The organism is Daejeonella sp. H1SJ63, assembly GCF_029360775.1.
Classification (GTDB): domain Bacteria; phylum Bacteroidota; class Bacteroidia; order Sphingobacteriales; family Sphingobacteriaceae; genus Daejeonella.
The window spans coordinates 113,387-137,940 of the sequence record NZ_JARKMZ010000039.1 but is presented as its reverse complement, the minus strand read 5'-3'; the positions used below and the strand labels follow the sequence as shown (position 1 = coordinate 137,940).

Sequence of the window (24,554 nt, the reverse complement as noted above, 5' to 3'; positions counted from 1 at the left end):
TGTGATGGTATCGAAAAATCGAAATGTTATTATCACCAAAGCTTCGGGAGAAAGAACGCTATTCATGCCAAAGAAACTCAAGCTCTCACTTCATCGTGCAGGTGCAAATGACGAAACGATTGATTCCATAATGAGTGAAATGGAAAGCCAGGTTTACGAAGGTATTCCTACCACTGAAATTTATAAAATTGCTTTCAGCTTATTAAAGAATAAATCCAGAACTGTTGCAGCAAGATATAAACTCAAACGCGCCATTCTGGAGCTAGGCCCAAGTGGTTTCCCTTTTGAAAAATATATTGCAGCCTTCCTATCTCATCAGGGTTATAGAGTAAAAGTGGGAGAAATTGTAAAGGGACATTGTGTGAATCATGAAATTGATGTGATGGCTGAAAGGGAGAACCATCATTTCATGGTTGAATGCAAGTTTCATAATCTGCAGGGCACCAATTGCGATGTAAAAATTCCACTTTATATACAGGCACACTTTAAAGATGTGGAAGAGCAATGGAAAAATATTCCTGGCCACGGCACCAAGTTTCACCAGGGATGGGTAGTGACGAATACAAGATTTTCAGATGATGCTATCAAATATGGGTCCTGTGCACGACTTAATTTACTGAGCTTGGATTTTCTAAAAGGCAACAGTTTACGTGAACAGATAGATGCTTCCGGATTGTATCCACTTACCTGCCTCACGACTTTGAGTCTGAATGAAAAAAAGCTTCTTCTTGATAACCAAATCGTGTTATGCAGGGAGCTTTGCCTAGCTCCGGACTTACTTTCCTATGCTAAAATCAACAAGGAACGAAGAAAGGTTATAATGAACGAAGCTCAAGCTTTATGTAATAGAGCACACAAATGAATACCATCCACTACCCCATTGACAACGCACATTCTTCCACCACAGAGGAACTTTGCAAACAGTTGAATTCAAATACTCCTGAAGGCTTATTAACTAAAGAAGTAGAAAAACGCTGTCAACTATTCGGAAAAAATATTGTCGAACAGAAGAAAAAGAAAAACCTCCTTCTAATCTTTCTTAGCCAGTTTGTAAATCCCATGGTGTATATGCTCTTGACCGCAGCCGCATTATCCTTTTTTTTCAGGGAGTGGCTCGAGGGGATTGCAATTATTGCTGTAATTATAATAAATGCAATCATAGGCTTTCTGATGGAACTTCAGGCGGAGCGATCCATGGACGCCCTTAGGCGTATGACACAGACGAATGCAAAAGTCATTCGCGATAATATCTTAACTGAAATTCCATCGGCTGAAATTGTGCCTGGCGATATCCTATACATCGAAGCAGGTGATATTATTCCTTCTGACGCACGGGTCTTTAACGTGTCGCAATTCCATGTGAATGAATCCGCATTGACAGGTGAATCGATGCCTGTTGAAAAGCAAGACAGGATTCTTAATAAAGGTATCTCGCTCGCCGAAAGGATAAATATGATTTACAAAGGAACTTTTGTAATAAGCGGGAATGCAAAAGCAATTGTGACCGGGACGGGAATGAATACAGAGATAGGCAAAATAGCTTCGATGGTACAAATGGCTGAGCAGGCGGTAACTCCCTTGGAAAAAAAGCTAGAAGAGTTCAGTAAGAAACTGATAAAAATTACAGTCGCTTTAGTCATCGTAATTTTTATCGCAGGAATACTTTACGGTGACCCAGTTATAGAAATGCTTAAAACCTCCATCGCTCTAGCCGTGGCCGCGATACCGGAAGGACTACCTATTGTTGCTACACTTGCGCTTGCACAAGGGATGGTTAAAATGGCAAAGCATAATGTGATTGTAAAGAAACTAGAATCCGTTGAAACCTTAGGGGGAACTAATGTTATTTGCACAGATAAAACGGGAACGCTTACTCAAAATATAATTGAAGTCACCACGATCGTTACCAGTGAAGGTAGATTGGAAATAAAATTAAACACCTTATTACGAAGGTGTGATTTTCCTCTTGACGACCATGTTTCTAAAAGTGGAGGTTATCAGACTATCAAAAAAATAGCGGTATTATGCAACACATCGGAACTTGTTTTTAAAAATAAACTGATTGAAGAAGTTGGAGACCCTCTTGAAACCGGCTTGTTAAAATTCGCCTACTGCAATGACGTGGATATTGTGCCATTCAGAAAGCAGTTCCCAAAAATTAAAGAAGAGCCATTTTCATCAGAAACACGCATCATGGCTACTTTGCATCAGTCAAATGAACAATATTTTGTTGTTGCAAAGGGCGCTGTTGAAGAATTGATTAAACGATGCAGTCTTCTACTTGCGAAAGACGAAATTATAACACTCGATCAGACAACGAAAACAAAATGGATACATGAAGCTGAAAAACTGGCAGCATCAGGTTTGCGGATGATAGGAACTGCTTATAAAGATGCAGAAGAATCTACAACTGAATTGACAAGCAATCTTATTTTTGTTGGTTTGATCGGAATGCTCGACCCTCCACGAGAAGATGTATTTGAAGCTATTCGACAATGTAAATCCGCCGGAATAAAGGTTGTAATGATTACAGGGGACCATCCTGCCACCGCAAAAAATATTGCATCCAAACTTGGCATATCAGGTTCGGATGATGAAGTAGTGATTCACGGTGATGAAATGAATGATTATGAAAATCTTTCTTCAGAAGAAAAACAAAAATGGTCTAACTCTACAATATTTGCACGAGTAAGTCCTAAACAAAAGTTGGATTTGGTTTCAGTATTGCAGGAAAATAAATACGTAGTTGGCATGACTGGAGATGGGGTAAATGATGCTCCGGCCTTAAAGAAAGCGGACATAGGCATAGCAATGGGTTTACGTGGAACTCAGGTAGCACAAGAAGTTTCGAGCATGATCCTTAAAGATGATTCATTCGGATCGATTGTACTTGCTATAAAACAAGGCAGAATTATTTTTGAAAACATACGAAAGTTTGTAGTGTTTTTACTCTCATGTAATATCACCGAATTGTTGATAGTGTCAATTGCATCTATTTTTAACTTACACTTCGGATTGTTCGCATTGCAAATTTTATATATCAATATTGTCACTGATGTTTTGCCAGCACTTGCACTCGGGGTAACTAAAGGTAGCGATTCAATAATGCTATTACCTCCAAGAAATTCAAATGACCCTATTATAAACCGGCAAAGATGGATTTCAATTTTTGTCTATTCATTAGTCATAATGGCATGTACCATCGGTGCAGTTGTCTTCTCACACTTTACTATTCATAAATCAGAACCCTGGAACCCGGAAGTATGCAACAATATTTTATTTATAACACTCATTCTTTGTCAAGTTTTGCATACATTAAATATGTCAACTGATAACACTAAACCATTTTTTAAAACCGATGTATTCACTAATAAGTATGTTTGGTTCGCAATATTTTCGTGTATTATGCTCACATTAGGTACATACTTAGTCCCTCCAGTTGCAAATGTACTGTCATTGTATCCTCCAAGCCGGCAAGACCTTACCATTATATGTGGATTCAGTTTGCTTTCACTGATAATTAATCAAGTCTTAAAACGCATTAAACTTATTTTATAATTGAAAAGGGAATCTAAAATTACGATTCAATTTTCCGGTTCGACAACAACAATAACCAAGCCCCACTATATACAGGATGGATTTGAGTATTAACCTATCAATTAATAGCTAAATGGCACACCAGCATATTTCAAAGACTTTAACAGTAAAATCACTTGGTATCGATACCTATCGTGAGCACATTATATATATGCGAAGTGATTGCCATATCTGTCTTTCAGAAGGGTTTTCAGCTCTTACACGAGTTGTTGTTAGTCTCAAAGAAAGCCAGATTATTGCTACGCTGAATGTTGTTACTTCAGACTTGCTGCAGGAACATGAAGCGGCACTTTCTAATATGGCGCTGAAGCGGTTAAATGCAAAAGCGGGTGATCTAATTGCAATCACCCATCTCAAACAAATCGAATCATTGAGTGATGTTCGCGCAAAGATGTATCACAAAAAAATTGATGACGTAGCCTATCGACGGATCATCAATGACCTTACACGTGGACTTTATTCCGATATTGAAATAGCAGCATTTATTGCCGCCTGCGCGGGTGATAATTTGGATTTAGACGAGATTATTAGTCTCACAAAAGCCATGATCGACTCCGGCTCAAGATTAAAATGGGATGAAAAAATCATTCTTGATAAACATTCTATTGGAGGTTTACCCGGAAATCGTACCACTCCTATTGTGGTGGCCATAGTTGCAGCTGCTGGATTGACAATTCCTAAGACATCCTCACGTGCAATTACTTCGCCTGCTGGAACATCTGATACAATGGAGACCATGACTACTGTAGACTTGTCTGTTGAACGCCTAAAAGAAGTAGTAACAAAAGAAGGAGGATGTCTTGCATGGGGAGGCTCAGTCAACTTGAGCCCTGCAGATGATATTTTAATCAGGGTCGAAAAAGCGCTTGACATTGATAGCACCGGACAGATGATCGCATCAGTACTATCAAAAAAAGCAGCGGCGGGCTCTACGCACGTTGTAATCGAGATCCCTGTTGGTGACACAGCGAAAGTGAGAACACAGGATGAAGCAATTAAGCTGCAATATTATTTCAAAGCAGTTGGCGATGCCATAAAATTAAATGTAGTAATATTAATTACGGATGGCACCCAGCCCATAGGTAAAGGAATTGGGCCTTCATTAGAGGCGATGGATATTCTTTCTGTATTAAGAAATCAAAATGATGCTCCCGCCGATCTGAAAGAAAAATCACTAATTATTTCTGGAGCACTGCTTGAGCTATCCGGTAAAATTGAATTAGGAAAAGGCGTTACAAAAGCAAAACAAATACTGGAAAGTGGACAAGCCTATGTTAAATTTCAAAATATCTGCATCGCTCAGGGAGGATTTAAGGAACCTAAATTCGCGAGATATAAAAAGGATATCAAATCTGAAACTGCCGGAACGGTGATTGGTATCGACAACAGGAAATTAGCTAAAATTGCCAAACTTGCAGGTGCTCCCCATAGCCCTTCCGCAGGAATTTATTTCAATTCACCAATTGGAACTAAAATAGAAATAGGACAAATACTGTATACTATTTATTCTGAAGCAGAAGGAGAATTACAATACACAGTTGATTACTTAAATTCTATCAGTCAAATAATCAAAATCGTATAAAATGCAAAAGATATTTTTTGCTTTACCAGGAAATGAACCACTAACTAATTCGCTGGCAGATAAGTGTAATGCTGAGTTAGGTATTGCAATTATCCGCCAGTTCCCCGATGGGGAGACTTACGTTAAAATTCTCTCCGATGTTAAAGACAAACAAGTGATTATGGTATGCACATTAGATCATCCGGATAACAAGGTGCTGCCACTGTTCTTCTTATCACAGACTGCAAAAGAACTTGGGGCAAAATGCACCTGCCTCATTTCACCTTATCTTGCCTATATGCGCCAGGACAAACGCTTTCATGCAGGTGAAGGGATTACTTCGACATATTTTTCAAAACTCGCTTCATCATTCGCGGATTCACTTATTACCATCGATCCTCATTTGCACCGCAGAAATAATTTATCTGAGATATATTCCATCCCAACAACTGTTCTGCATGCATCAAACTTAATTTCCGATTGGATAAGAAAGAATATTACTAAACCATTACTAGTCGGGCCAGACAGCGAAAGCTCTCAATGGGTATCAGAGGTCGCAAAGAATTCCGAAGCACCTTTTATTGTTCTCGAAAAAACAAGGAAGGGTGATGACGAGGTAGAAATCTCAGTTCCACAGGTTATTAATTATAAAAATCATACGCCCGTGTTAGTAGATGATATTATTTCAACTGCACAAACTATGATTGCAACTGTGATCCACCTAAAAAACGCAGGAATGAAAAAGCCTTTTTGTATTGGTGTTCATGGAATATTTGCTAACAATGCTTATGCTGATTTGCTTTATGCAGGAGCAGAAGATGTTATTACCTGTAACACTATTCCACATGAATCAAATAGAATCAAGATAGATGACATTATCGTTTCATCAATCACTTATCAATGAAAACAAAAAATAAAAGCATCCTCATTCACTCCCCTCCTGATAAAGTATTCAGACAGCTGGATAATTTTTCAAAAACAGGAATGCACATGAGTCAAAGTTCAATGATGATGATGGGAAGTAAGTTGAAACTCGAGCAACTTTCAACTCACTCATCAGGCGTAGGCGCCAAATATCGTTGGTATGGTAACATGATGGGAATGCCATTGGATTTCACTGAAGTGGTCACCCAATGGCAACCTCCCTTGTTAAAAGCATGGGAGACTTTTGGCAATGCAAAAATTATTATTATGTCCTGGTATCGGATGTGGTTTGAGATTTTGCCGAATGAGAAAGGAAGTATAGTGAAACTTTCAATTAGTTATTTACCGCCAAAAGATTGGTTTTATAAGATACTTTCTTTTCTGTTTGCACGCTGGTACTGCAATTGGTGTTTGAATAATATGCTTCACGATACAAAGAATAACCTTGAAACCGCTTCACATTGAATTAGCGTTCGAAGCCTCTTCAGCTAACAAATAATACTATTGAAATGGAACAGCAACAAAAATACACATGCCCCATGCATCCTGAAATTATTCAGGATAATCCGGGTAATTGCCCTGTTTGTGGGATGAATCTTATTCCAGTGAATGATAAGGAAGATGCAAACAAGACCAATCATGACCATGATAAGCATGCGGCTATGGGACATGCAGGACATGACCATATAGCAATGATCGCTGATTTCAAAAAACGGTTTTATGTGGTACTTGCAACTTACTATTCCTATCATGCTTTTATCACCAATGATACAGCAGTTTATTGGTGTTGACTGGCACTTTACAGGATCAACCTATATATTATTTGCCTTATCAACGATTGTGTTTTTTTATGGCGGCAGGCCCTTTTTAAAAGGATTAGTTGATGAGACAAAGGCAAAAAATCCCGGCATGATGTTTCTGATCGGTTTCGCAATAACCGTAGCATACGTTTACAGTGTAGCCATTGTATTTGGCTTACAGGATATGGATTTTTTCTGGGAATTGTCGACCCTGATACTCATTATGCTTCTGGGGCATTGGATTGAAATGAAATCTATTGCAGGTGCATCCAAAGAGCTGGAGTTATTGGTTCAACTAATGCGTTATATTGCACCTTTATCTATATTTCATAATCTATAGTAAATATTCCCGTATTAAGGTGTATTATAATGCACTACTATAATTTGCAATGAGATATCCAATTTCGTACAATCGCCGTTTCAAAGCAGATGTAAAAAAAGGTAAGCTTTATTATACCAGATATACAATTTTCTGATATACAGCTATTTGAATGGCATATTGATTATTCTGACAGCCCTCTGCTAAAACTCTGGTGCGGTAAATTTAATTTATCAGAACCTCATCCACAAGCATCAATGCCGGTTTTCCTTTCGAAGCATGCCATGAAGGGATTTTTATCAGGGGTTTGGCAACAATCTTCAGACAGGAAACAGTTTTATTACGAAGCGTTACTTCGAGATTCTTTATCCCCGGTTTATCCTCTTTCCCCGGCATTGCAGGACGTAAAATTCCAAGTAATGATAAACTCTTTTCATCAGTTCCTCCATAAACATGGATACTTTGAGCCGGAAACACAGAACTCCCTGTCGAAATCAGTGTATTTAATCCAACCTTCCTGATATTCTTTGGCTGCTTAAAGTTCAGGTTCAGAACAAGATCATTTTCCATAAAACCTAGCCAGTTATTGTTATTTGGGTCAATATCAGCAAGCTGGGCATCAAACAGGGAATTAGCTCCTGCAGCTCTATAATTTTCATTCGGAGCCTTCATCAGGGATATTTGATCTGGTTTTATTGATCTGAATAATGTAAACACGGCGGTCTCACTACTTTTCCAGCCCTCTTTAAATGCCTTTGTTTTCAGGACAAGGCTTTCCTTAATCAGTAAATTACCATTATAAACAGGAGATTTAATACTATCGGGTTCTGAACCATCCAATGTGTACCGGATGGCTATACTTTTCCTGGGATGATAAAGGTTTACCGCTAACTGATCTGAGAACACTCTGCCATTATTTTTCAAAACAGGCTTTGATAACTGAATCATACTTGATCCATCGTCTTTATATCCACTGATAAAATTGATATTCGGATACTGCTGTTTAAGCTGCTTAATCTCTGAATCACTAATCCCTGTATTCCAGATCGTTATTTCTTTAAGATTTTTGCCGGCAAACATACTCTGAAGATCAAAAAACTTAACAGCGGTACCTGAGAGCGACAAGACTTTCAGATTATCCAGTCCTTTCAGAGCTGAAATGCCTTTACTGCTGATGTCTGTAAAATTAAGATCAAGCTTCTCAAGATTTTTAAAGGATGATATCAATTTAAGCTCAGCATCTTTCACAGGCATCCGGCTTAATCTTAATGATACGATCTGTTTTTTTATGGCACTTAATTCTTCAAGTGAGGCCGCTGAATAGGCTGCTTTATTAAAAAAACTAACTGAAAGTGCGGGAGAACCCTGTGCTACTGATTCTATTCTTCTGTAGAAATTATTCAGTTTCCGAACGGTCTTTTCATCTGCAGCGGCAAAATCATATTGTTCATCCGGATCAGCAGGTTTTAAACTGGACGCAGCCAGTATTCTCAGAGAATCATTCAAGGGCAGATCAGTCACCTTTTGCTTAAAATCGCTCTGTGATTTTACCCATAAATACAGCATCCTGCTCTCCTCTTCGGTAAGCTGAGGTTTCCCTGAAGGAGGCATATGCTTTTTTGCACCCAGGGGCAGATGAATCCTTTCAAGCAGGAGACTAAGATCAGGTTTACCGGCAATAAATAATTTGCCCGATTTACCACCTTTTAAAATTGATAATGTATCTGTCAGTTTTAAACTCCCCTTTAGTTTCTGATCATTATGACAACTGATACATTTTTCCTGAAATACGGGCTGAATTACATGATCATAAACCAATGCCTCCTCAAGCGAAACAGATGCTCTTGTACTAACAGGCTCCATTACAAAGTTTTCGCCATGGGTCAGAACAGCCCCAAAATGCCCTGCCATAATAAGCAGTAGCGAAAGGATGACTGTACCGGCCTTAGCATAAACTAAATTATAGAACTTTGAATTTCTTAAAACATAAAAAACCGCTGATATGAAAACCAGACTTACTCCAAACCATTTATGCCATTCAAGCTGCTCACCTTCATAAGCATCTTCAACTGATAGTATTAAACCCATCACCACAGTTATTCCGGCAGATAATATTCCTCCTAGTAACAGGGCATCAGTAAACTTTGCATAAAACTCCTGACTTCTGAACTTCTCATTGAATCGGAAGTACTCCAGAATAAAGGCTAAGAATAATATTGCAATCGGAAAATGCAAAAACATCGGATGCAGCCTGCCAACAGACTGTAACCAATCAGGAATGATCAGCTGATCATCATAAAACAAAAGAAACAGAATCAGGATGTTCAGACTAAATATCAGATTCCCGGCATAAGCTTTAAGCTTTGTATTCATACCTGAAAAGGAAAAGCAGGATCAGACCCTTTTAAATTTATACGGATATACTTTTCCTGATGCCCACTGTGCAACATAAAGATTCTCATCATCATCAACACATACATCATGAGGATGAACGAATATTTTTTCTGACTGAGTCATTGTCTGTAACTGATCATTGATGTATTGCGGTTCAGTACCTCCAATATTTGAAACTACTTTATTGTTTTTATCCAGTATGGTGATGAACCCGGATCCAGCATTATTGAGATTCGGAGAACGAAGTACTGCAGCATACAGATGATCATTCTTAATCACAGGACGACAAACACAGGCACCCGGAAGTTTAATAATCTCTTCAAGCTTTCCATCCATAGAAAAACGTTTAAAGCAGGTTCTGGTGCGATCGGTTACCAATAAAGAAGGAGTCCCAGTTCTTCTGTCAATAACTATTCCATGTGCATTATCCAGATTCTCATCGTCCTTGCCCCTGCCTCCGAAATATCCCTTTAACTTACCATCATGACTGTAATGAAGAACATATTGAGCTCCATACCCATCTGCGATAAAAAAATCACCGTTTGTATCCACGGCAACTTCTGTTGGGACAAACTCTTCTGATTTTTTGTATATCCCGGCATCTAATGGTGCATTAATGGTCAGAAGTACCCTCCCATCCATCGTTGTTTTATAAACCTGGTGCTTATTGGTATCTGTGATATACAGAAATTGAGTCCCGTTTTCATCTGCAATACTCAATCCATGGCCACCGGGAAATTCATGCCCCCAGCTATCCAGCAGTTTACCTGATTTATTATAGATCAGGATATTATTTTTAGTTTCATTGGTCAGTAAAATAATACGTCCCTTATTATCCTGAACCATTTCATGGCAATCATTTACAGGATATTTAACACTGTCAGATCTACTCCATTGAGTATCCAGTGTATACTTCATTCCATTATGCCCGTAAACCGGACCTTTATTTACTGCAAAAAGGTCTTTGGTAATTAGCAACCCCGCTGATGCACACGCGGTATTCTGAATAAATTTCCTTCTGTTCATTCTGTTTGAATTCTAAGCTAAAATGTCATTAATTACCTTCCCTGAAACATCAGTAAGACGATATCTTCTTCCTAAATGTTTAAAAACTAATTTCTCATGATTAAGCCCTAACTGATTGAGGATCGTTGCCTGAAAATCATGAACATGAACCGGATCTTTTACAATATTATAGCCGAATTCATCGGTTTCACCGTAAGAAATACCCGGTTTTATTCCACCACCGGCCATCCAGATACTGAAACAGCGGGGATGATGGTCGCGTCCGTAATTCCCCGCAGTCCATTTACCCTGACTGTAATTCGTACGTCCGAATTCACCACCCCATATTACCAGAGTTTCATCAAGCAAACCCCGCTGCTTAAGATCAGTAATTAAAGCGGCTGATGCCTGATCCACTTCCTTAGCCTGAGAAGCAATATCATTAGGCAAATTCCCATGATGATCCCATCCCTGGTGGTATAACTGAACAAAACGAACACCATTTTCTGAAAGTTTGCGTGCCAGTAAACAATTGGCTGCAAATGTTCCGGGAATCATGGAATCAGAACCATACAATTTTATAATATCATCCGGTTCCTTCGAAAGATCCATAATATCCGGTACGGCGGTTTGCATTCTGTAAGCCATTTCATATTGCTGAATCTTAGTGCTGATCTCCGGATCGCCAAATTCTTCATAGGAAATCTGGTTCAGCTGAGATAAATGATCCAGAAACTTCCGGCGTTCCTGTTTATTCATTCCATCCGGATCCTTGAGATAAAGCACAGGATCATCGCCACTGCTGAACTGTACACCCTGATGTACTGAGTCTAAAAATCCGCTCGACCACAATTTGGAATATACTCCCTGATTGTTTCCCTGTCTTCCTTTGGATAACAGTACAGTGAAAGATGGAAGATTCTTATTCTCGCTTCCAAGGCCATAGCTCAGCCAGGATCCCATACTGGGCCGGTTACCCTGCTGTGCTCCGGTTTGAAAGAAAGTAAGCGCAGGATCATGATTAATGGCTTCTGTGTACATTGATCTGATGATACAGATATCATCAACAACCCTGGCTGTATGCGGGAGCAGATCACTTATCCAGCTTCTGGAATCGCCGTATTGTTTAAAATCAACAAATGAGCCTACCATTGGAAAAGAAGTCTGATTGGCAGTCATTCCGGTAAGTCTTTGCCCTCTTCTTACTGAGTCGGGCAAATCCTGTCCCATTAAATCCCTCAATCTGGGTTTATAATCAAATAATTCAAGCTGCGAAGGAGCACCATTCTGAAACAAATAAATCACCCGCTTTGCTTTGGGTGCAAAATGCGGAATTCCGGGTACCCAACCAGAATCAGAAGAGTCTCCATTAAAAATATCCGGCACGAGTAATGAACCCAGGGCTACACTTCCCAGACCGAGGCTAAGTCTTGACAGAAATCTGCGACGGTTAAAATTGAGACCATGCTCTAAAAAATCTTTTTCCATGATCAGGATTTAGTTATGGTTTCTTCAAGATTATAAAGTGCTGTAACAACCTGCATCATGGCCGCTACACGAATTTTATCCATTTTATCTGGAAATGGAGCCTCTCCAACAGCCAGTAATTTTTCAGCTCTTATCTTTTGCCTGCTGAAAATATTAAGCTGATCCTTATAGTACTCAGTCAGTAATCGGATTTCCTTCTCGCTCGGCTTTCTGCATACAATCAATCTGAATGCCTTAATAAGCTTTTCATTAATTTGAGCAGGCTCCGTATCCAGCCTTGTTGCCAATACCCTCGATGCCTCCAGAACCGCAGGGTCATTCATCATAATCAAAGCCTGCAAAGGGGTATTGGTTTTCAGACGTGAAACCTCGCACTGATCACGATTACTGGCATCAAACACTCCCATAACCGGCGGAGGAACAGTACGCTTAATAAAGGTATACATTCCTCTTCTGTAAAGATCTTCTCCATGATCCTGTTTATAGGTTCTTAATATCCCGCGTCCGGAAGTGGCATTTTCCCATAAACCCTGAGGCTGGTATGGTTTTACACTTGGACCACCGATAGTTTTTACAAGTAACCCACTGCTGGAAAGCACAATATCACGGATCAACTCAGCCTTAATCCTGTAACGGGGTGCTCTGGACAGAAAGATATTTTCAGGATCAGATTTCAATTTATCTGAACTAATCACAGCAGACTGACGGTAGGTTGCAGAACTCACAATCTGTTTTATTAATCGCTTAATGTTCCAGCCATGATCCATAAAATCTACGGCTAACCAGTCAAGCAGTTCGGGATGTGAAGGTAATTCACCCTGCATTCCCATATCGCCCGCAGTTTTAACCAATCCGCGTCCAAAAATTTCCTGCCAAATCTGATTAACAAAAACCCTCGCAGTCAGCGGATTCCTTTTATCAAACAGCCATTTGGAAAGGCCTAATCGATTCTGCGGATAATTCTTGTCAAAATCCAGAATGGAAGCTGGTGTACCGGGTTCGACTTCCTGATCAGGGGCATCGTAGGCACCTCTCTTAAGAATATAGGTTTTCCTTAGTGTATCCTTTTCTCCCATCACAGAAACAATCAACCGGTTAGTATCGCGTTTATTAATGAATTTCAGAATCTTCTTAACTTCATCATTACTGATCTCTATAAAAGGAGTTTTGGCATACGTTTCAGGGCCCCCAACGTCAGATTCAAGTCCAACCTCCCTCACATTATTAAAGAAAGCATAGAGCTTAAAATAATCTTTCTGGGAAAACGGATCATACTTATGGTCATGACACTGCGCGCACTCCATAGTAACACCAATTAAAGCTTTTGAAAAAGTATTTGTACGATCAATCACATACTGCACACGGTACTCTTCGTCCACTACTCCACCCTCTTCAGTGATCTTATGATTTCTGTTAAACCCTGTTGCAAGAATCTGTTCTTTACTTGCATTGGGCATAAGATCGCCGGCAAGCTGCATGGTCACAAACTGATCATAAGGCATATTTTTATTGAATGAATAGATCACCCAGTCGCGCCAGGGCCATTGCGACCTGTAACTATCATCCTGATAACCATGTGAATCTGCAAAACGTGCAATATCAAGCCAGTATAAAGCCATTTTTTCTCCATAAGCCGGACTATTTAAAAGCCTGTTTACTATTTTTTCATAAGCGTCCTGACTTTTATCTGCAAGGAAGCTATCCATCAGATCTATACCGGGAGGTAATCCGGTTAGATCGAGGCTTAACCGCTTTAAAAGGAACTCCTTTCCTGCCTCCTTATTGGGCGAAAGTCCGCGGCTTTCCATTTTGGCAAGAATGAAGTGGTCTATTTCATTTCTTATCCAGTCTTTATCATCCACCTCAGGCAGGGGAGCCTTTTTGGGTGCAGTAAACGACCAGTGTTTCTCGTATTTAGCTCCCTGTTTGATCCATTTTTCAATTAAGCCGATCTCACGGACAGTTAATTTAAGATTTGATGATGGGGGTGGCATCAAGACGGCAGTGTCTTTAGATGATATCCGTATGAATACTTCCGATAGATCAGGTTTACCAGCAACAAGAGCATGTGCTCCGGGATTATCCTTTAGAGCCCTGAAGGCACTTTCTTCATTATCCAAACGAAGTCCGGCCTCTCTTTTATTACCATCAGGGCCATGACATGTAAAACATTTATCAGAAAGTATGGGTCTGATGTCAAAATTATAGCTAACTGTTTCAGGAATATCCGGCTCTGCAGAATCATCAGATGTAGAATTACAGGCCTGAATCCCATAAATAAGCAATACAGATAAAATCAAAAGATAACAGGCCTTTTTGTTCATTATTGATTTGTTTATCAGTTAAATACCTTACTTGGTTTATCTAATATACCATTGCTTTAAATCAATAGCAATACCCGGAATTTGTGCAGAAGAATTTTGAAAACATCTTACCCATATTTTACTATACGGGAATAATATCCACAAACCGGGAAATATAATCCTCATAAACAAACCGGAAAACCAATCTGATTAATCTTATTATCAAAGAAATAAATTTAATAGTAGCGATAGGATATTAAAAATAAGTTAGAATAATAAATCGTAAATAAATAGGAATCAGACATCAGGCAAGGCACAGGTTTTGCATGATGAGCATGCTGATGAATATAAAAGGCTTACATCTATATCTTTTGATCACTGTTTTTTCAGTTTTCAATGCCAATTCCCAAAAACTATCACTGAATTTGAACAGCATCAGCAGTTCCAATGATATTTCGCAAAATTCTATACTTGATATTCATAAAGACAAATTCGGATTTATTTGGTTTGCAACACAGGATGGGTTGAATAAGTATGATGGTTTTAAGTTTGAAATTTTTAAACATTCAGAAAGCACAAAGGGTACGCTACCGTCAAATCATATACAAACAATTGCGGAAGACAAAGATGGAAACCTGTGGTTGGGAACCAGAACAGCTGGTTTGAGCAAATACCAAAGGTCAGATAAAAAATTTAAGAATTTCAGTCATGACTCAAAGGATAAAAACTCATTAAGTAATAACAAAATTAATAAGGTACTGATTGATCATGCAGGTTTAATATGGATCGGGACTTCCAGAGGACTGAATATTTACGATGAAAAAACTAAAATATTCATAAAACACTTTCATGATCCGGCAGATTCAACCAGCCTGATCAGTTCAAAAATTATTTCTATTTATGAAGACAGTAATCATAATATATGGGTAGGTACAGACAAAGGCTTGAACCTTCTGAATCGAAAAACTAATAAATGGCTCAGATTTACCTGCAAAAAAGAGAAGAATAATGACAAGAATTATGCTTTTACCATAATTGAAGACAATAAAAAGCAAATCTGGACAGGAACAAGCAAAGGTTTAAATCTTGTTAATAAAGAAAGTCGATCATTTACATATTATGCTGTTGAACCGGATAAAAATTCATCATTGAGTATAAATCCTGTATATGCTCTTGCAAAATCGCAAAATGATAAATTATGGGTAGGTACCAATACCTCTCTTCAGCAATTCGATATCAACACCAAAAAGATTATAGCCGTAAGCGATAATTCAATTGTTGAAGACCTAAGCCCAAATGATGGGGTTTATAGCCTTGAAGAAGATAAAAGCGGAATTTTGTGGATTGGAACATCCAGTCAGAGTGTCATAAAATATGATCGTAACCTAACCTATTTCCCGGCATATAAATACTCTGCAACAAAAACTCCTTCAGCAACAAATATTATAAGAGGTATATCAGAAGATAATAAGGGAAATCTTTACCTGGCTACAGATGCCGGTCTTGAATACTTTGACCGCTCAACTGAGAAATATAAAACCTATAAACACGTATCGTCCGATCAGGGCAGTCTGGCAAGTAATTATACAAGCTCTGTACTTGTTAACGGGCAAAACACCGGAGTATGGGTTGGTACTTCGTCTAATGGTCTTGATTTTCTTGATCTGAAAAGAGGAAAGTTTAAACATTACAGAGCGGGAAACAACCCTGAAAATTTAAACACTAATCATATCTACTCCCTCATCGAAGACCGGAACGGGAATATATGGATAGGTACTGATGGTGGCGGTGTAAATGTACTTAACCCAAAAAATGGAATTTTCCGTAAATACCTTCATAGTAAAAATAAGCCTGAAAGTATTTCGGATAATAGTATTCAATCCATATTTGAAGATAGTCGTGGAAATATCTGGATTGCCGGATATTCAAACGGAATCAGTATTTACGACCCTGTAAAACAAACTTTCTCCAGGTTAAATACCGCCAACAGCAAGCTAAGCAGCAATGTAGTTAGTGTAATTTATGAAGACAGATCTGGTAATATTTGGATCGGGACAATGGAGAGAGGATTAAATAAGTACAATTTAAAAACCAAAAATTTTACTGTATATAACGAAGATAACAAACTGATAAACAACACTATAAATTACATAACAGAAGATAAACAAGGTGCAATCTGGCTAAGCACAAACAAAGGAATAGTGCGAATAGATCCTTTTAAGGAAATATTCAAGAACTTTTCATACTACAATGGTATCAAAAGCCTGGAGTTTAATCTTGCTTCAGGTATCAAACTAAAAAATGGAGAAATAGCTCTTGGAGGAATCAATGGATTTAATATTATCAATCCCGGGAATATAAAATTCAACTACAATAAACCTCCAATTGCATTTACCACCCTCGAAGTATTAAATAAGAAAGTAAAAGTTGGTTCAGCAGATTCTCCTTTAAAGGAAAGTCTGCTGATTGCCAAAGAGATTAGTTTAAAGTATTCCCAATCAGTTTTCACCATATCATATGCCGCTCTGGATTATACTATTTCAGAAAATAACAGCTATGCTTATAAACTGGAAGGTTTTGATGAGCAATGGAATTTTGTAGGTACAGATAGAAAAGCTACCTATACTAATCTTGATCCGGGAACCTATATTTTCAGGGTTAAGGCAGCAAATGAAAATAATATCTGGAATAACGAAGGAATAAGTCTGAAGGTAATTATTGAACCTCCATACTGGATGACCTGGTGGTTCAGATCTATAATTATATTGGTCATAATTATATTCATATACCTGTACTTCAGGTATATGATGCATAATATCAGTATACAGAAATCAGAACTGGAGAAACTGGTTGCTGAAAGGACCTCTGAAATCACCAAACAATCAATCAATGTACAAAATCTAAACTTTGAGCTTCAAAAACAAACTAATATTTTAAAGAAGCAAAAACATCAGGAACAGCAAGCCAGATTACTTGCTGAAAATTTAAAAATGGAAGCAGAAAAAGCAAACCGCGCTAAAAGTACGTTTCTTGCGACCATTAGTCATGAGATCAGAACTCCAATGAATGGTGTGCTGGGTATGGCCTCTCTCCTGTCAGCAACACGACTTAATAAACTCCAGAATAATTATACACAATCTATTATAGAAAGCGGTGAATCTCTGCTGAATGTTATCAATGATGTGCTCGACTTTTCAAAAATAGAATCCGGAAAATTTGATCTCAATGATCACGATTTTACTTTAAATAAACTGATTGAAGATGTATTCAGGGTATTTGAACCCAAAATTAAACGAAGTGGTGTAACACTGAGATACAATATCGGCTATTTAGTCTCCCAGGAATTATATTGCGACAGTCTTCGTCTGAAACAAATCCTCATAAATCTTGTCGGGAATGCTGTAAAGTTTACTGAAAAGGGAGAAATCCTTGTTGAAGTCAAACTGAAAAACAGCTCTGATTTGGGTCAGGAATTATTATTTGAAGTTAAAGATACAGGAATAGGAATAGCAGAAGATCAGCATGCCAATCTGTTTAAAGCCTTTCATCAACTGGATTCATCCATCAGCAGAAAATTTGGCGGTACAGGTTTAGGTTTGGTCATTTGTGAAAGACTGGTAAAAATGATGAATGGCAGCATAGAAATTCAGAGCAGTAAAGGCGTTGGAACCTGTGTTTCTTTTACAATTCATTGTAAAGTTGCCTCAAAAAACATAAAGTCAATATCTACATCAAATTTGAACAATCCTGATCATTCAGAAACAAAACTTAATATGAAACAGGATTTTGCGCTGAATCATCCCCTAAGAATACTTATAGCTGAGGATAACCTGATGAATCAAAAATTAATCATCCTCATTTTGCAAAAACTTGGCTATGCCCCTCAATTAGCAAATGATGGGCAAGAAGCATTAGATCTGCTAAAAACAAACAGTTTTGATCTGATACTTATGGATATGCAAATGCCCAATATTGATGGATTAGAAGCAACCAGACTGGTAAGAAAGATCTATGGACAAAAGCCTTATATTATTATTTTAACTGCCAATTCATCAAATGAAGATAAAGAAAGCTGTTTGAATGCCGGTGCAAATAGCTTTTTAACAAAGCCAATTGATATTAAGCATCTGGTATCGAAGCTGCAGGAAATTTATGATAATTTCATACTGAGCGTTGCTCAATAAAAGATCCCATCCCATTTATGAATCAGCTTAAAGATAAAATTAAGTCCTGTTTAAGATCCTGACTGATATCCCAATTGAAATTTTATATCATTTTGACTGATAACATTAAACCTATTAAGACTATTTACTAAGATGAGATAAAGATTGGAACATGAATAATTCAATGATTAATTAACCGGGATATTTGTTAAATAAACCTGACAAAAAAGAAACTAAATCATTTCCCAAATCGCTTAATCACTTCCTTTTCAAGCCATTCCCTGTGAACCGGATGGGCAATATTAACCAATGCCATTGCTCTTTGTCTCATATTCTTTCCAAAAAGATAGGCAACGCCATATTCAGTTACTACGTAATGCATATGGGCTCTTGTAGTAACAACTCCTGCACCCTCTTTAAGGAATGGAACTATTTTGGATTCGCCCTTTGAGGTGGTGGAAGATAAGGCTATTATTGGTTTACCCCCATCTGATAATGCGGCCCCTCTCATAAAATCAATTTGTCCGCCTACCCCCGAATATTGATAGGTTCCGATTGAATCAGCACAGACTTGTCCGGTAAGATCAATTTCAATTGCAGAATTAATAGAAACAGCCTTAGGGTTGGCTCTGATAACTTTAGTATCGTTTACATAATCAATTTCAAGAAATACAACCTGAGGATTATCATCTACAAAATCATATAATTTACGTGTTCCGACTGCAAAACTCGTAACAATCTTTCCCCGATGCTTTTTCTTGAATTTATTGGTAATTACACCTTTCTCTACAAGAGGAACGAGGCCATCTGAGAACATTTCGGTATGAATGCCTAAATCTTTATGACCGCCAAGGCAGGAAAATACTGCATCCGGAATTCCTCCGATACCCATTTGCAAAGTTGAACCATCTTCAATCAGTTCTGCACAGTATTTACCTATTATCCTTGAAGCTTCATCTAACCTGTTGCTATAATTTACTTCGGGCAATGGTTCATTGACATGAACCATTGCATTGATCTCACGAATATGGATAATACCATCACCATGGCTTCTTGGCATCTGATTATTTACTTGTGCAATGATATATTTTGCATTTTTAACAGCAGATCTGGTAATATCAACGGAAGTTCCAAGTGAGCAAAACCCATGTTTATCAGGTGGAGAAACATGAATAAGGGCCACATCCAATGGAAGTATCCCCTTATTAAATAACTGCGGAATCTCGCTTAAAAAAACAGGTACATAATCCCCGGACTCACTATTTATAATCTCTCTGACATTCTGAGAAACAAAGAGCGAATTCATAAAAAAGCTTTGTCCAAAGTCTGCAATCTTAAAAATATCACTCCCCAGAGTAGTAATACTAATCAGTTCTACATTACGCAATTCGGTATTACGTTTGAATAAAGCTTTTAAAAGTATTGAAGGAGTAGCGGCACTACCCTGTACAAAAACCTTCTGACCACTTTTTATATTTTGTACCGCCTGCTCTGCAGTTATGTATATGGCGCCCATTTGAACCAGATTAAAGGTTATTATTAATTAGTTCCGGAAGTTAATCAATCCATAAATATTTTAAACATATTCAAAAGAAGAAGATCCCTTTAGGCGTAATCTTAAAAAATGAGTTTAAGAACTCAGAAACTTAATTTTATTCTGATAACTCCCTGATGGTTAAGAGGTTTAAACTCATGATTTATATTGGCAAAAAATGATTGCCAGATTAAACTCAGATCAAGATTATCAGCTATTCCATACTGCAGAGTCGGATATAGAATCATCAAATTAGTACCGGGTGCATAAAGCACACTCATTCGTGCTGAAGTTATCGGATTTAATTCTTTTCCAAGACTCAGGATTGCATTCCATTTGGTGGGCATCAGATTTTCTGGTGAGAGATTAAGATCGACCGATTGCCAGTCTGAAATATAACCTGAAATTCCTTTTCTATTGTACAACAGACCGAAATTCGAATACCAGCCTCCCTTAAACATGTAATCAGTTTCAAGGCTGATATTCAAATGTGCCGGGTCAGCATGTTTTGCCCCAAAGTATTGAATTTCACCCTTGAACCCTGCATCGCCAATATAACCCGACCATCCGGCTCCGGCAGTAATTCTTCTGTTAAACACCCCGCTTATCAACTGAAAGTCATAATTAAGCTTATTAAATGTGTATTTAAGCGCGACGATATCTCCCGAATTACCAGAACGTCCGGCATACGCAAATTCCAGGCCTGAAGTACTTCCTAAAGAATAATAAATCTTAGCAGCATCAACACCAGGCCTTTCTTCATAATCAAAATCAAGAAAATTATAGGCATTGAAAATATCATTGGGATTCCAGGTTGTTGTTTGCCCCCAGTTGATTCTTTGCCTTCCTATTCTGATGTTTAAACCCTTATCCTCATATTCCAAATTCAATCGCTCGATATTTGAATGAAAGAACATGGATTTATTGATCTCCGAGGAAATTGACAGATCAAATAGCTCATTATTATTTTTCAATCCGTCTTTAAATCCGATGGTTTGAATTAATTCTTTGCTGATAAATACTCTGTTCCTGAGTTCAGCTGCAGCTCTAAACTTTCCGGGAGGTATCCACTTAAAATTTAACCGGTTATGAATCAGATTATCGGTTACAGACCGATCGGCAAAGCTGTACAGTCTTAAAGTTTGCATATCCTTTAAATAACCATTCAGCTGAATTTGCGGTACAACAGCAGCAGAGTCCTGAGCCAGAAGTCTGCCGGAGAATACGATCAGCAAAACAATATTTAGAAGACCTTTCATTAATCAGGCTTGCTGATGAGCGGTTGATACAGCAGCAGTATCATTTATTATTCTTCCGTCTACCAGGGTAATAACTCTTCTTGCCCGGTCAATTACACGCTGGTCATGAGTGGAAAATAAAAAGGTAATATTTTCCTCCTTATTTAATTTGGCCATGATGTCGAGGAGGTTAGATGCAGATTTAGAATCAAGATTTGCAGTAGGCTCATCGGCCAGAATAAACTGAGGTTTTGTTGCCAGTGCCCTTGCAACAGCTACCCTTTGCTGCTGACCACCCGATAATCTGGAAGGCCGTTCATCCAGTTTATCTACCATTTCAATCTGCTGAAATAACTGTAATACCCTTTCATCCCGATCTTTTTTATCCATTTTCTGCAATTGCATGATAAATTCGACATTTTCCTTGGCTGTGAGTACCGGAATCAGGTTGAATGATTGAAATACAAAACCAATATTCCTTAATCTGAAATCTATCAGCTCATTTGCAGATAAAGCTGTAATATCCTGACCATTAATAAAAATATTTCCTTCATCCGGTTTATCCAGCCCACCAATCATATTCAATAAAGTAGTCTTACCCGATCCTGAAGGTCCGACCAGGGCAGTAAATTCTCCCCTGTTCAAATGCAGATGGACATTATTTACCGCATAAACCGGTATTGTATTCCGGTTGTAAACCTTACTGATATTATGTGCATCAATTACTGTATCCATTTATCCTCAGATTAAGTCCGGAATAAGGTATTCCTTATCGTTCATTTTTAACTATTTTCTCAAAGCATCAACCGGCTGCATGCGTATAGCTTTTAATGCCGGAAATAAACTCGAAATCAAAGCTGTACCAATAACTATTATCACAATTCCTGATAGCTTTTCCTTAGGAAATTCAGGATAAATCATAGTACCGAAACCAAAGTTATTCAGCATTTCTGTTGAGCCAAGATAGGAAAGATCAAGCCCCTGCTTATTGAAATAAGATATAAGCAACCATGAAGCAAACAACCCGAATGGAGTACCTGCCAATGTCAAAATCACAGTTTCATATAAAACAAGCAGGAATATCCTGAGTCTGTTAGTTCCCAGAGCAAGCATCATCCCTATCTCTCTGGTACGTTCCAGAATTGCCATGAGCATAGTATTAATTATCCCAAAGGCAAGAGCCATCATGATTATGATCATTATTATATAAGAATACTGATCAACAGTTTTTGTCATCAGTTCGGTTTCAGGAGATATTTCCATCCAGGTTTCCGACCTGAGACTACTAAAGATTTTCTTAAGCTTTTGGTTTACAGGTTTAACATCTTCATTATGATGCAACAGTATTACAATTTCGTGAAAATCGGGGTCTATATTCAGTAATCTGTTAAGATCATTTTTCATTATAAAAACATAGCTTTCATCCAACTGGGTATTTTCGCTCTTATAAATGGCCCGTATTTTAAATGCCCCGGCAATGATCTCGCCGGCAGGATCAGTAAAAGTTAATACCACCCTCGAACCTCTTCTTACCTTTAACTTACCTGCAAGTTTTCGACCAATCATTATCTGATTCCGTTTAAGAGTATCGAAATCATCACCTTCCTGAATCTTTGATTTGAGCTGTGAGATATTATTTTCAAGCCCGGGTACAACTCCATTAATCTGAACACCCGCAGTTCCGTTTGCTGTACTTAACATCCCCATACTTATACTTCTTGGGGCGACAAATTTCACCTCCGGAAGTTTTGAAATCTGATTTAAAATATCTTCACCTCTTTTAATTACAAATTCAGGCTCATAATCATTTTTAAACTTAGGATGATGCAGCTGAATATGTCCGACTTCAGATTCAATAACGCTGCGAATACGGCTATTCATCATTCCCTGATAAAGAGAAAGTACCAGAAGACCTGAAAATAGTCCAAGCGCTATAGATAGCATAATAGTAATACTTCTTACTTTATTTCTCCAGATGTTCCGCCACGCTATCGATAGTATCATATTCTTCTATCTTTTCATTGATTTAATCGGATCCAATCTTATTACCTTATAAACCGGATATAATGAAAGAACAAGTCCTATGACTAACACTACCAGAGCCTGATTAAGAAAAATTTCCGGATCTGATGAAGTCGGGAAAACAGGTTCAAAACCAAATCGTTGGTATGCTTCAGCTGCATCACCCGACAATTTAATAGGGTTTAACTTTAAATAGTAAACAAGCGGAATACTTGTCAGCAATCCGAAAATACACCCGGACAGCAGGGTAAATAAAGATTCTAATAACAATAATATAGCCAGTTGCATCTTTTTCATACCGATAGCTACCAGCATCCCCATTTCTATTTTTCTTTCTTCCAACATCATTAAAAGAGTTCCAAAAATTCCAAAGCAAATCAACAGATAAAGTATTCCCTGTATAAATTTCATATTTCGTGAATCAGACTCTATATGCTGTTTAATATCGGGTAGCATTTCCTCCCATGTCATTACTTCATAATTACTGCCAAGAGATTTTTTAACAGCAGCAGAAATAGTATTCAGCTGTTCAGTATCATTAACCAATAAAATATAAGAAGTGATCATTCCATAAGCCTGAAACAGATCCTGGGAAGCCTTTAGAGGCATAAACACCGTCCTGTCGTTCATTGCCGGTGTTCCGAACTTTAAGATACCTTTAACCGGATATTTCCCGGCTGCTGTAGCACCATGATAACCCTGCCCTAATAATACAATGGTGTCTGTAAGCCTGAGATTTAATCGTTCCGCAAGTCCTTCCGACAGTAAAACTGATTGATCATCGGCCTTAATAAAATCTCCTTCGTGTAATTTAGTTTTCAGATTGGTGACTTTACTTTCATTTTCCGGATCGATGCCAACAAGCAGACTCCCTTTAGTCTGATCATTTGAAGAAGCAAGAACAAAAGACTCCAATCGTCCTGTTAGCCCTCCTGTTTCATTCAGGCTAATAATTTTGGCTTCTGTCCGGATGGAAGACTCAAAACTATTATCAAGCACCTGTTCATCCCAATATCCGGTTTTATGCACCTGAACATAGCCGGTATAATAACTAACCATATTTTTGATCAGATTATCAAAAACACCATCCTGCAAACTATCAGCCAGAACCGAAAGGATCACTGCAAAATAAATAGAAGCCATCGTAATCATCGTACGGTTACGATTCCTCCAGATATTTTTCCATGCCATTCTGATCAGAAACAT

At 38.1% G+C, this 24,554-nt stretch carries 17 protein-coding genes; 8 read left to right on the top strand and 9 right to left on the bottom strand.

Translation table 11 applies throughout. From position 1 onward, the window contains the following. Window positions 1-64 precede the first annotated feature (64 nt). The 7 genes from P2W72_RS14175 (at window position 65) to P2W72_RS14145 (ending at window position 7,222) form a co-directional block, all read left to right on the top strand. On the top strand, window positions 65-862 hold the full coding sequence (locus tag P2W72_RS14175) for a restriction endonuclease (RefSeq protein WP_276363827.1): 798 nt from the start codon (window positions 65-67) through the stop codon (window positions 860-862). Beyond that, window positions 859-3,558 carry a cation-translocating P-type ATPase gene (locus P2W72_RS14170; RefSeq protein WP_276363824.1) on the top strand — a complete coding sequence of 900 codons (2,700 nt, stop codon included), beginning with the start codon at window positions 859-861 and terminating at the stop codon, window positions 3,556-3,558. Before P2W72_RS14175 ends, P2W72_RS14170 begins: the two co-directional genes overlap by 4 nt. 112 nt (window positions 3,559-3,670) lie before the next feature. Further along, window positions 3,671-5,179, top strand: coding sequence for a thymidine phosphorylase family protein (locus P2W72_RS14165; protein ID WP_276363822.1), 1,509 nt, complete (start codon window positions 3,671-3,673; stop codon window positions 5,177-5,179). Between the two features lies 1 nt (window position 5,180). Next, a complete protein-coding gene (locus tag P2W72_RS14160; protein ID WP_276363819.1) occupies window positions 5,181-6,062 on the top strand; it encodes a ribose-phosphate pyrophosphokinase in 882 nt (293 codons plus the stop codon). Next, entirely contained in the window at window positions 6,059-6,547 is a 489-nt protein-coding gene (locus P2W72_RS14155) for an SRPBCC family protein (RefSeq protein WP_276363817.1), read from the top strand. Before P2W72_RS14160 ends, P2W72_RS14155 begins: the two co-directional genes overlap by 4 nt. A 44-nt stretch (window positions 6,548-6,591) precedes the next feature. Beyond that, window positions 6,592-6,873 carry a heavy metal-binding domain-containing protein gene (locus P2W72_RS14150; protein WP_276363814.1) on the top strand — a complete coding sequence of 94 codons (282 nt, stop codon included), beginning with the start codon at window positions 6,592-6,594 and terminating at the stop codon, window positions 6,871-6,873. Further along, the gene (locus tag P2W72_RS14145; protein ID WP_276363811.1) at window positions 6,833-7,222 is read left to right on the top strand and encodes a hypothetical protein; all 390 of its coding nucleotides are present in this window, start codon (window positions 6,833-6,835) and stop codon (window positions 7,220-7,222) included. Before P2W72_RS14150 ends, P2W72_RS14145 begins: the two co-directional genes overlap by 41 nt. A 204-nt stretch (window positions 7,223-7,426) precedes the next feature. On the opposite strand, the gene P2W72_RS14140 is transcribed toward P2W72_RS14145, so the two are convergent. From P2W72_RS14140 to P2W72_RS14125, 4 genes are read right to left on the bottom strand one after another with little or no spacing between them, the layout of a single operon-like run. Next, on the bottom strand, window positions 7,427-9,574 hold the full coding sequence (locus P2W72_RS14140) for a c-type cytochrome domain-containing protein (protein WP_276363808.1): 2,148 nt from the start codon (window positions 9,572-9,574) through the stop codon (window positions 7,427-7,429). 21 nt (window positions 9,575-9,595) lie between these two features. Beyond that, complete coding sequence (locus P2W72_RS14135) at window positions 9,596-10,621, bottom strand: hypothetical protein (protein WP_276363806.1); 1,026 nt, start codon at window positions 10,619-10,621, stop codon at window positions 9,596-9,598. A 12-nt stretch (window positions 10,622-10,633) separates the two neighbouring features. Next, entirely contained in the window at window positions 10,634-12,088 is a 1,455-nt protein-coding gene (locus P2W72_RS14130; protein WP_276363803.1) for a DUF1501 domain-containing protein, read from the bottom strand. Between the two features lie 2 nt (window positions 12,089-12,090). Then, window positions 12,091-14,412 carry a PSD1 and planctomycete cytochrome C domain-containing protein gene (locus P2W72_RS14125; protein WP_276363801.1) on the bottom strand — a complete coding sequence of 774 codons (2,322 nt, stop codon included), beginning with the start codon at window positions 14,410-14,412 and terminating at the stop codon, window positions 12,091-12,093. Between the two features lie 404 nt (window positions 14,413-14,816). On the opposite strand from P2W72_RS14125, the gene P2W72_RS14120 reads away from it, so the two are divergent. Then, window positions 14,817-18,575: a hybrid sensor histidine kinase/response regulator gene (locus P2W72_RS14120; RefSeq protein ID WP_276363798.1), complete on the top strand. Its 3,759-nt coding sequence runs from the start codon at window positions 14,817-14,819 to the stop codon at window positions 18,573-18,575. Window positions 18,576-18,792: 217 nt separating this feature from the next. On the opposite strand, the gene P2W72_RS14115 is transcribed toward P2W72_RS14120, so the two are convergent. From P2W72_RS14115 to P2W72_RS14095, 5 genes are all read right to left on the bottom strand, one after another. Next, the gene (locus tag P2W72_RS14115; RefSeq protein WP_276363795.1) at window positions 18,793-20,070 is read right to left on the bottom strand and encodes an acetyl-CoA hydrolase/transferase C-terminal domain-containing protein; all 1,278 of its coding nucleotides are present in this window, start codon (window positions 20,068-20,070) and stop codon (window positions 18,793-18,795) included. Between the two features lie 122 nt (window positions 20,071-20,192). After that, entirely contained in the window at window positions 20,193-21,347 is a 1,155-nt protein-coding gene (locus tag P2W72_RS14110) for a DUF1302 family protein (protein ID WP_276363793.1), read from the bottom strand. 3 nt (window positions 21,348-21,350) lie between these two features. Further along, on the bottom strand, window positions 21,351-22,061 hold the full coding sequence (locus P2W72_RS14105; RefSeq protein WP_276363790.1) for an ABC transporter ATP-binding protein: 711 nt from the start codon (window positions 22,059-22,061) through the stop codon (window positions 21,351-21,353). A 51-nt stretch (window positions 22,062-22,112) separates the two neighbouring features. Next, complete coding sequence (locus tag P2W72_RS14100) at window positions 22,113-23,330, bottom strand: FtsX-like permease family protein (RefSeq protein ID WP_276363788.1); 1,218 nt, start codon at window positions 23,328-23,330, stop codon at window positions 22,113-22,115. Between the two features lie 6 nt (window positions 23,331-23,336). Then, window positions 23,337-24,554 (bottom strand): FtsX-like permease family protein, encoded by a 1,218-nt coding sequence (locus P2W72_RS14095; protein ID WP_276363785.1) that lies wholly within the window; start codon window positions 24,552-24,554, stop codon window positions 23,337-23,339.

Coding starts and splice junctions, on each gene's coding strand:
- P2W72_RS14175 (WP_276363827.1), top strand. CDS start 65: ATGCCAAAGAAACTCAAGCTCTCACTTCATCGTGCAGGTGCAAATGAC.
- P2W72_RS14170 (WP_276363824.1), top strand. CDS start 859: ATGAATACCATCCACTACCCCATTGACAACGCACATTCTTCCACCACA.
- P2W72_RS14165 (WP_276363822.1), top strand. CDS start 3,671: ATGGCACACCAGCATATTTCAAAGACTTTAACAGTAAAATCACTTGGT.
- P2W72_RS14160 (WP_276363819.1), top strand. CDS start 5,181: ATGCAAAAGATATTTTTTGCTTTACCAGGAAATGAACCACTAACTAAT.
- P2W72_RS14155 (WP_276363817.1), top strand. CDS start 6,059: ATGAAAACAAAAAATAAAAGCATCCTCATTCACTCCCCTCCTGATAAA.
- P2W72_RS14150 (WP_276363814.1), top strand. CDS start 6,592: ATGGAACAGCAACAAAAATACACATGCCCCATGCATCCTGAAATTATT.
- P2W72_RS14145 (WP_276363811.1), top strand. CDS start 6,833: ATGCTTTTATCACCAATGATACAGCAGTTTATTGGTGTTGACTGGCAC.
- P2W72_RS14140 (WP_276363808.1), bottom strand. CDS start 9,574: ATGAATACAAAGCTTAAAGCTTATGCCGGGAATCTGATATTTAGTCTG.
- P2W72_RS14135 (WP_276363806.1), bottom strand. CDS start 10,621: ATGAACAGAAGGAAATTTATTCAGAATACCGCGTGTGCATCAGCGGGG.
- P2W72_RS14130 (WP_276363803.1), bottom strand. CDS start 12,088: ATGGAAAAAGATTTTTTAGAGCATGGTCTCAATTTTAACCGTCGCAGA.
- P2W72_RS14125 (WP_276363801.1), bottom strand. CDS start 14,412: ATGAACAAAAAGGCCTGTTATCTTTTGATTTTATCTGTATTGCTTATT.
- P2W72_RS14115 (WP_276363795.1), bottom strand. CDS start 20,070: ATGGGCGCCATATACATAACTGCAGAGCAGGCGGTACAAAATATAAAA.
- P2W72_RS14110 (WP_276363793.1), bottom strand. CDS start 21,347: ATGAAAGGTCTTCTAAATATTGTTTTGCTGATCGTATTCTCCGGCAGA.
- P2W72_RS14105 (WP_276363790.1), bottom strand. CDS start 22,061: ATGGATACAGTAATTGATGCACATAATATCAGTAAGGTTTACAACCGG.
- P2W72_RS14100 (WP_276363788.1), bottom strand. CDS start 23,330: ATGATACTATCGATAGCGTGGCGGAACATCTGGAGAAATAAAGTAAGA.
- P2W72_RS14095 (WP_276363785.1), bottom strand. CDS start 24,554: ATGTTTCTGATCAGAATGGCATGGAAAAATATCTGGAGGAATCGTAAC.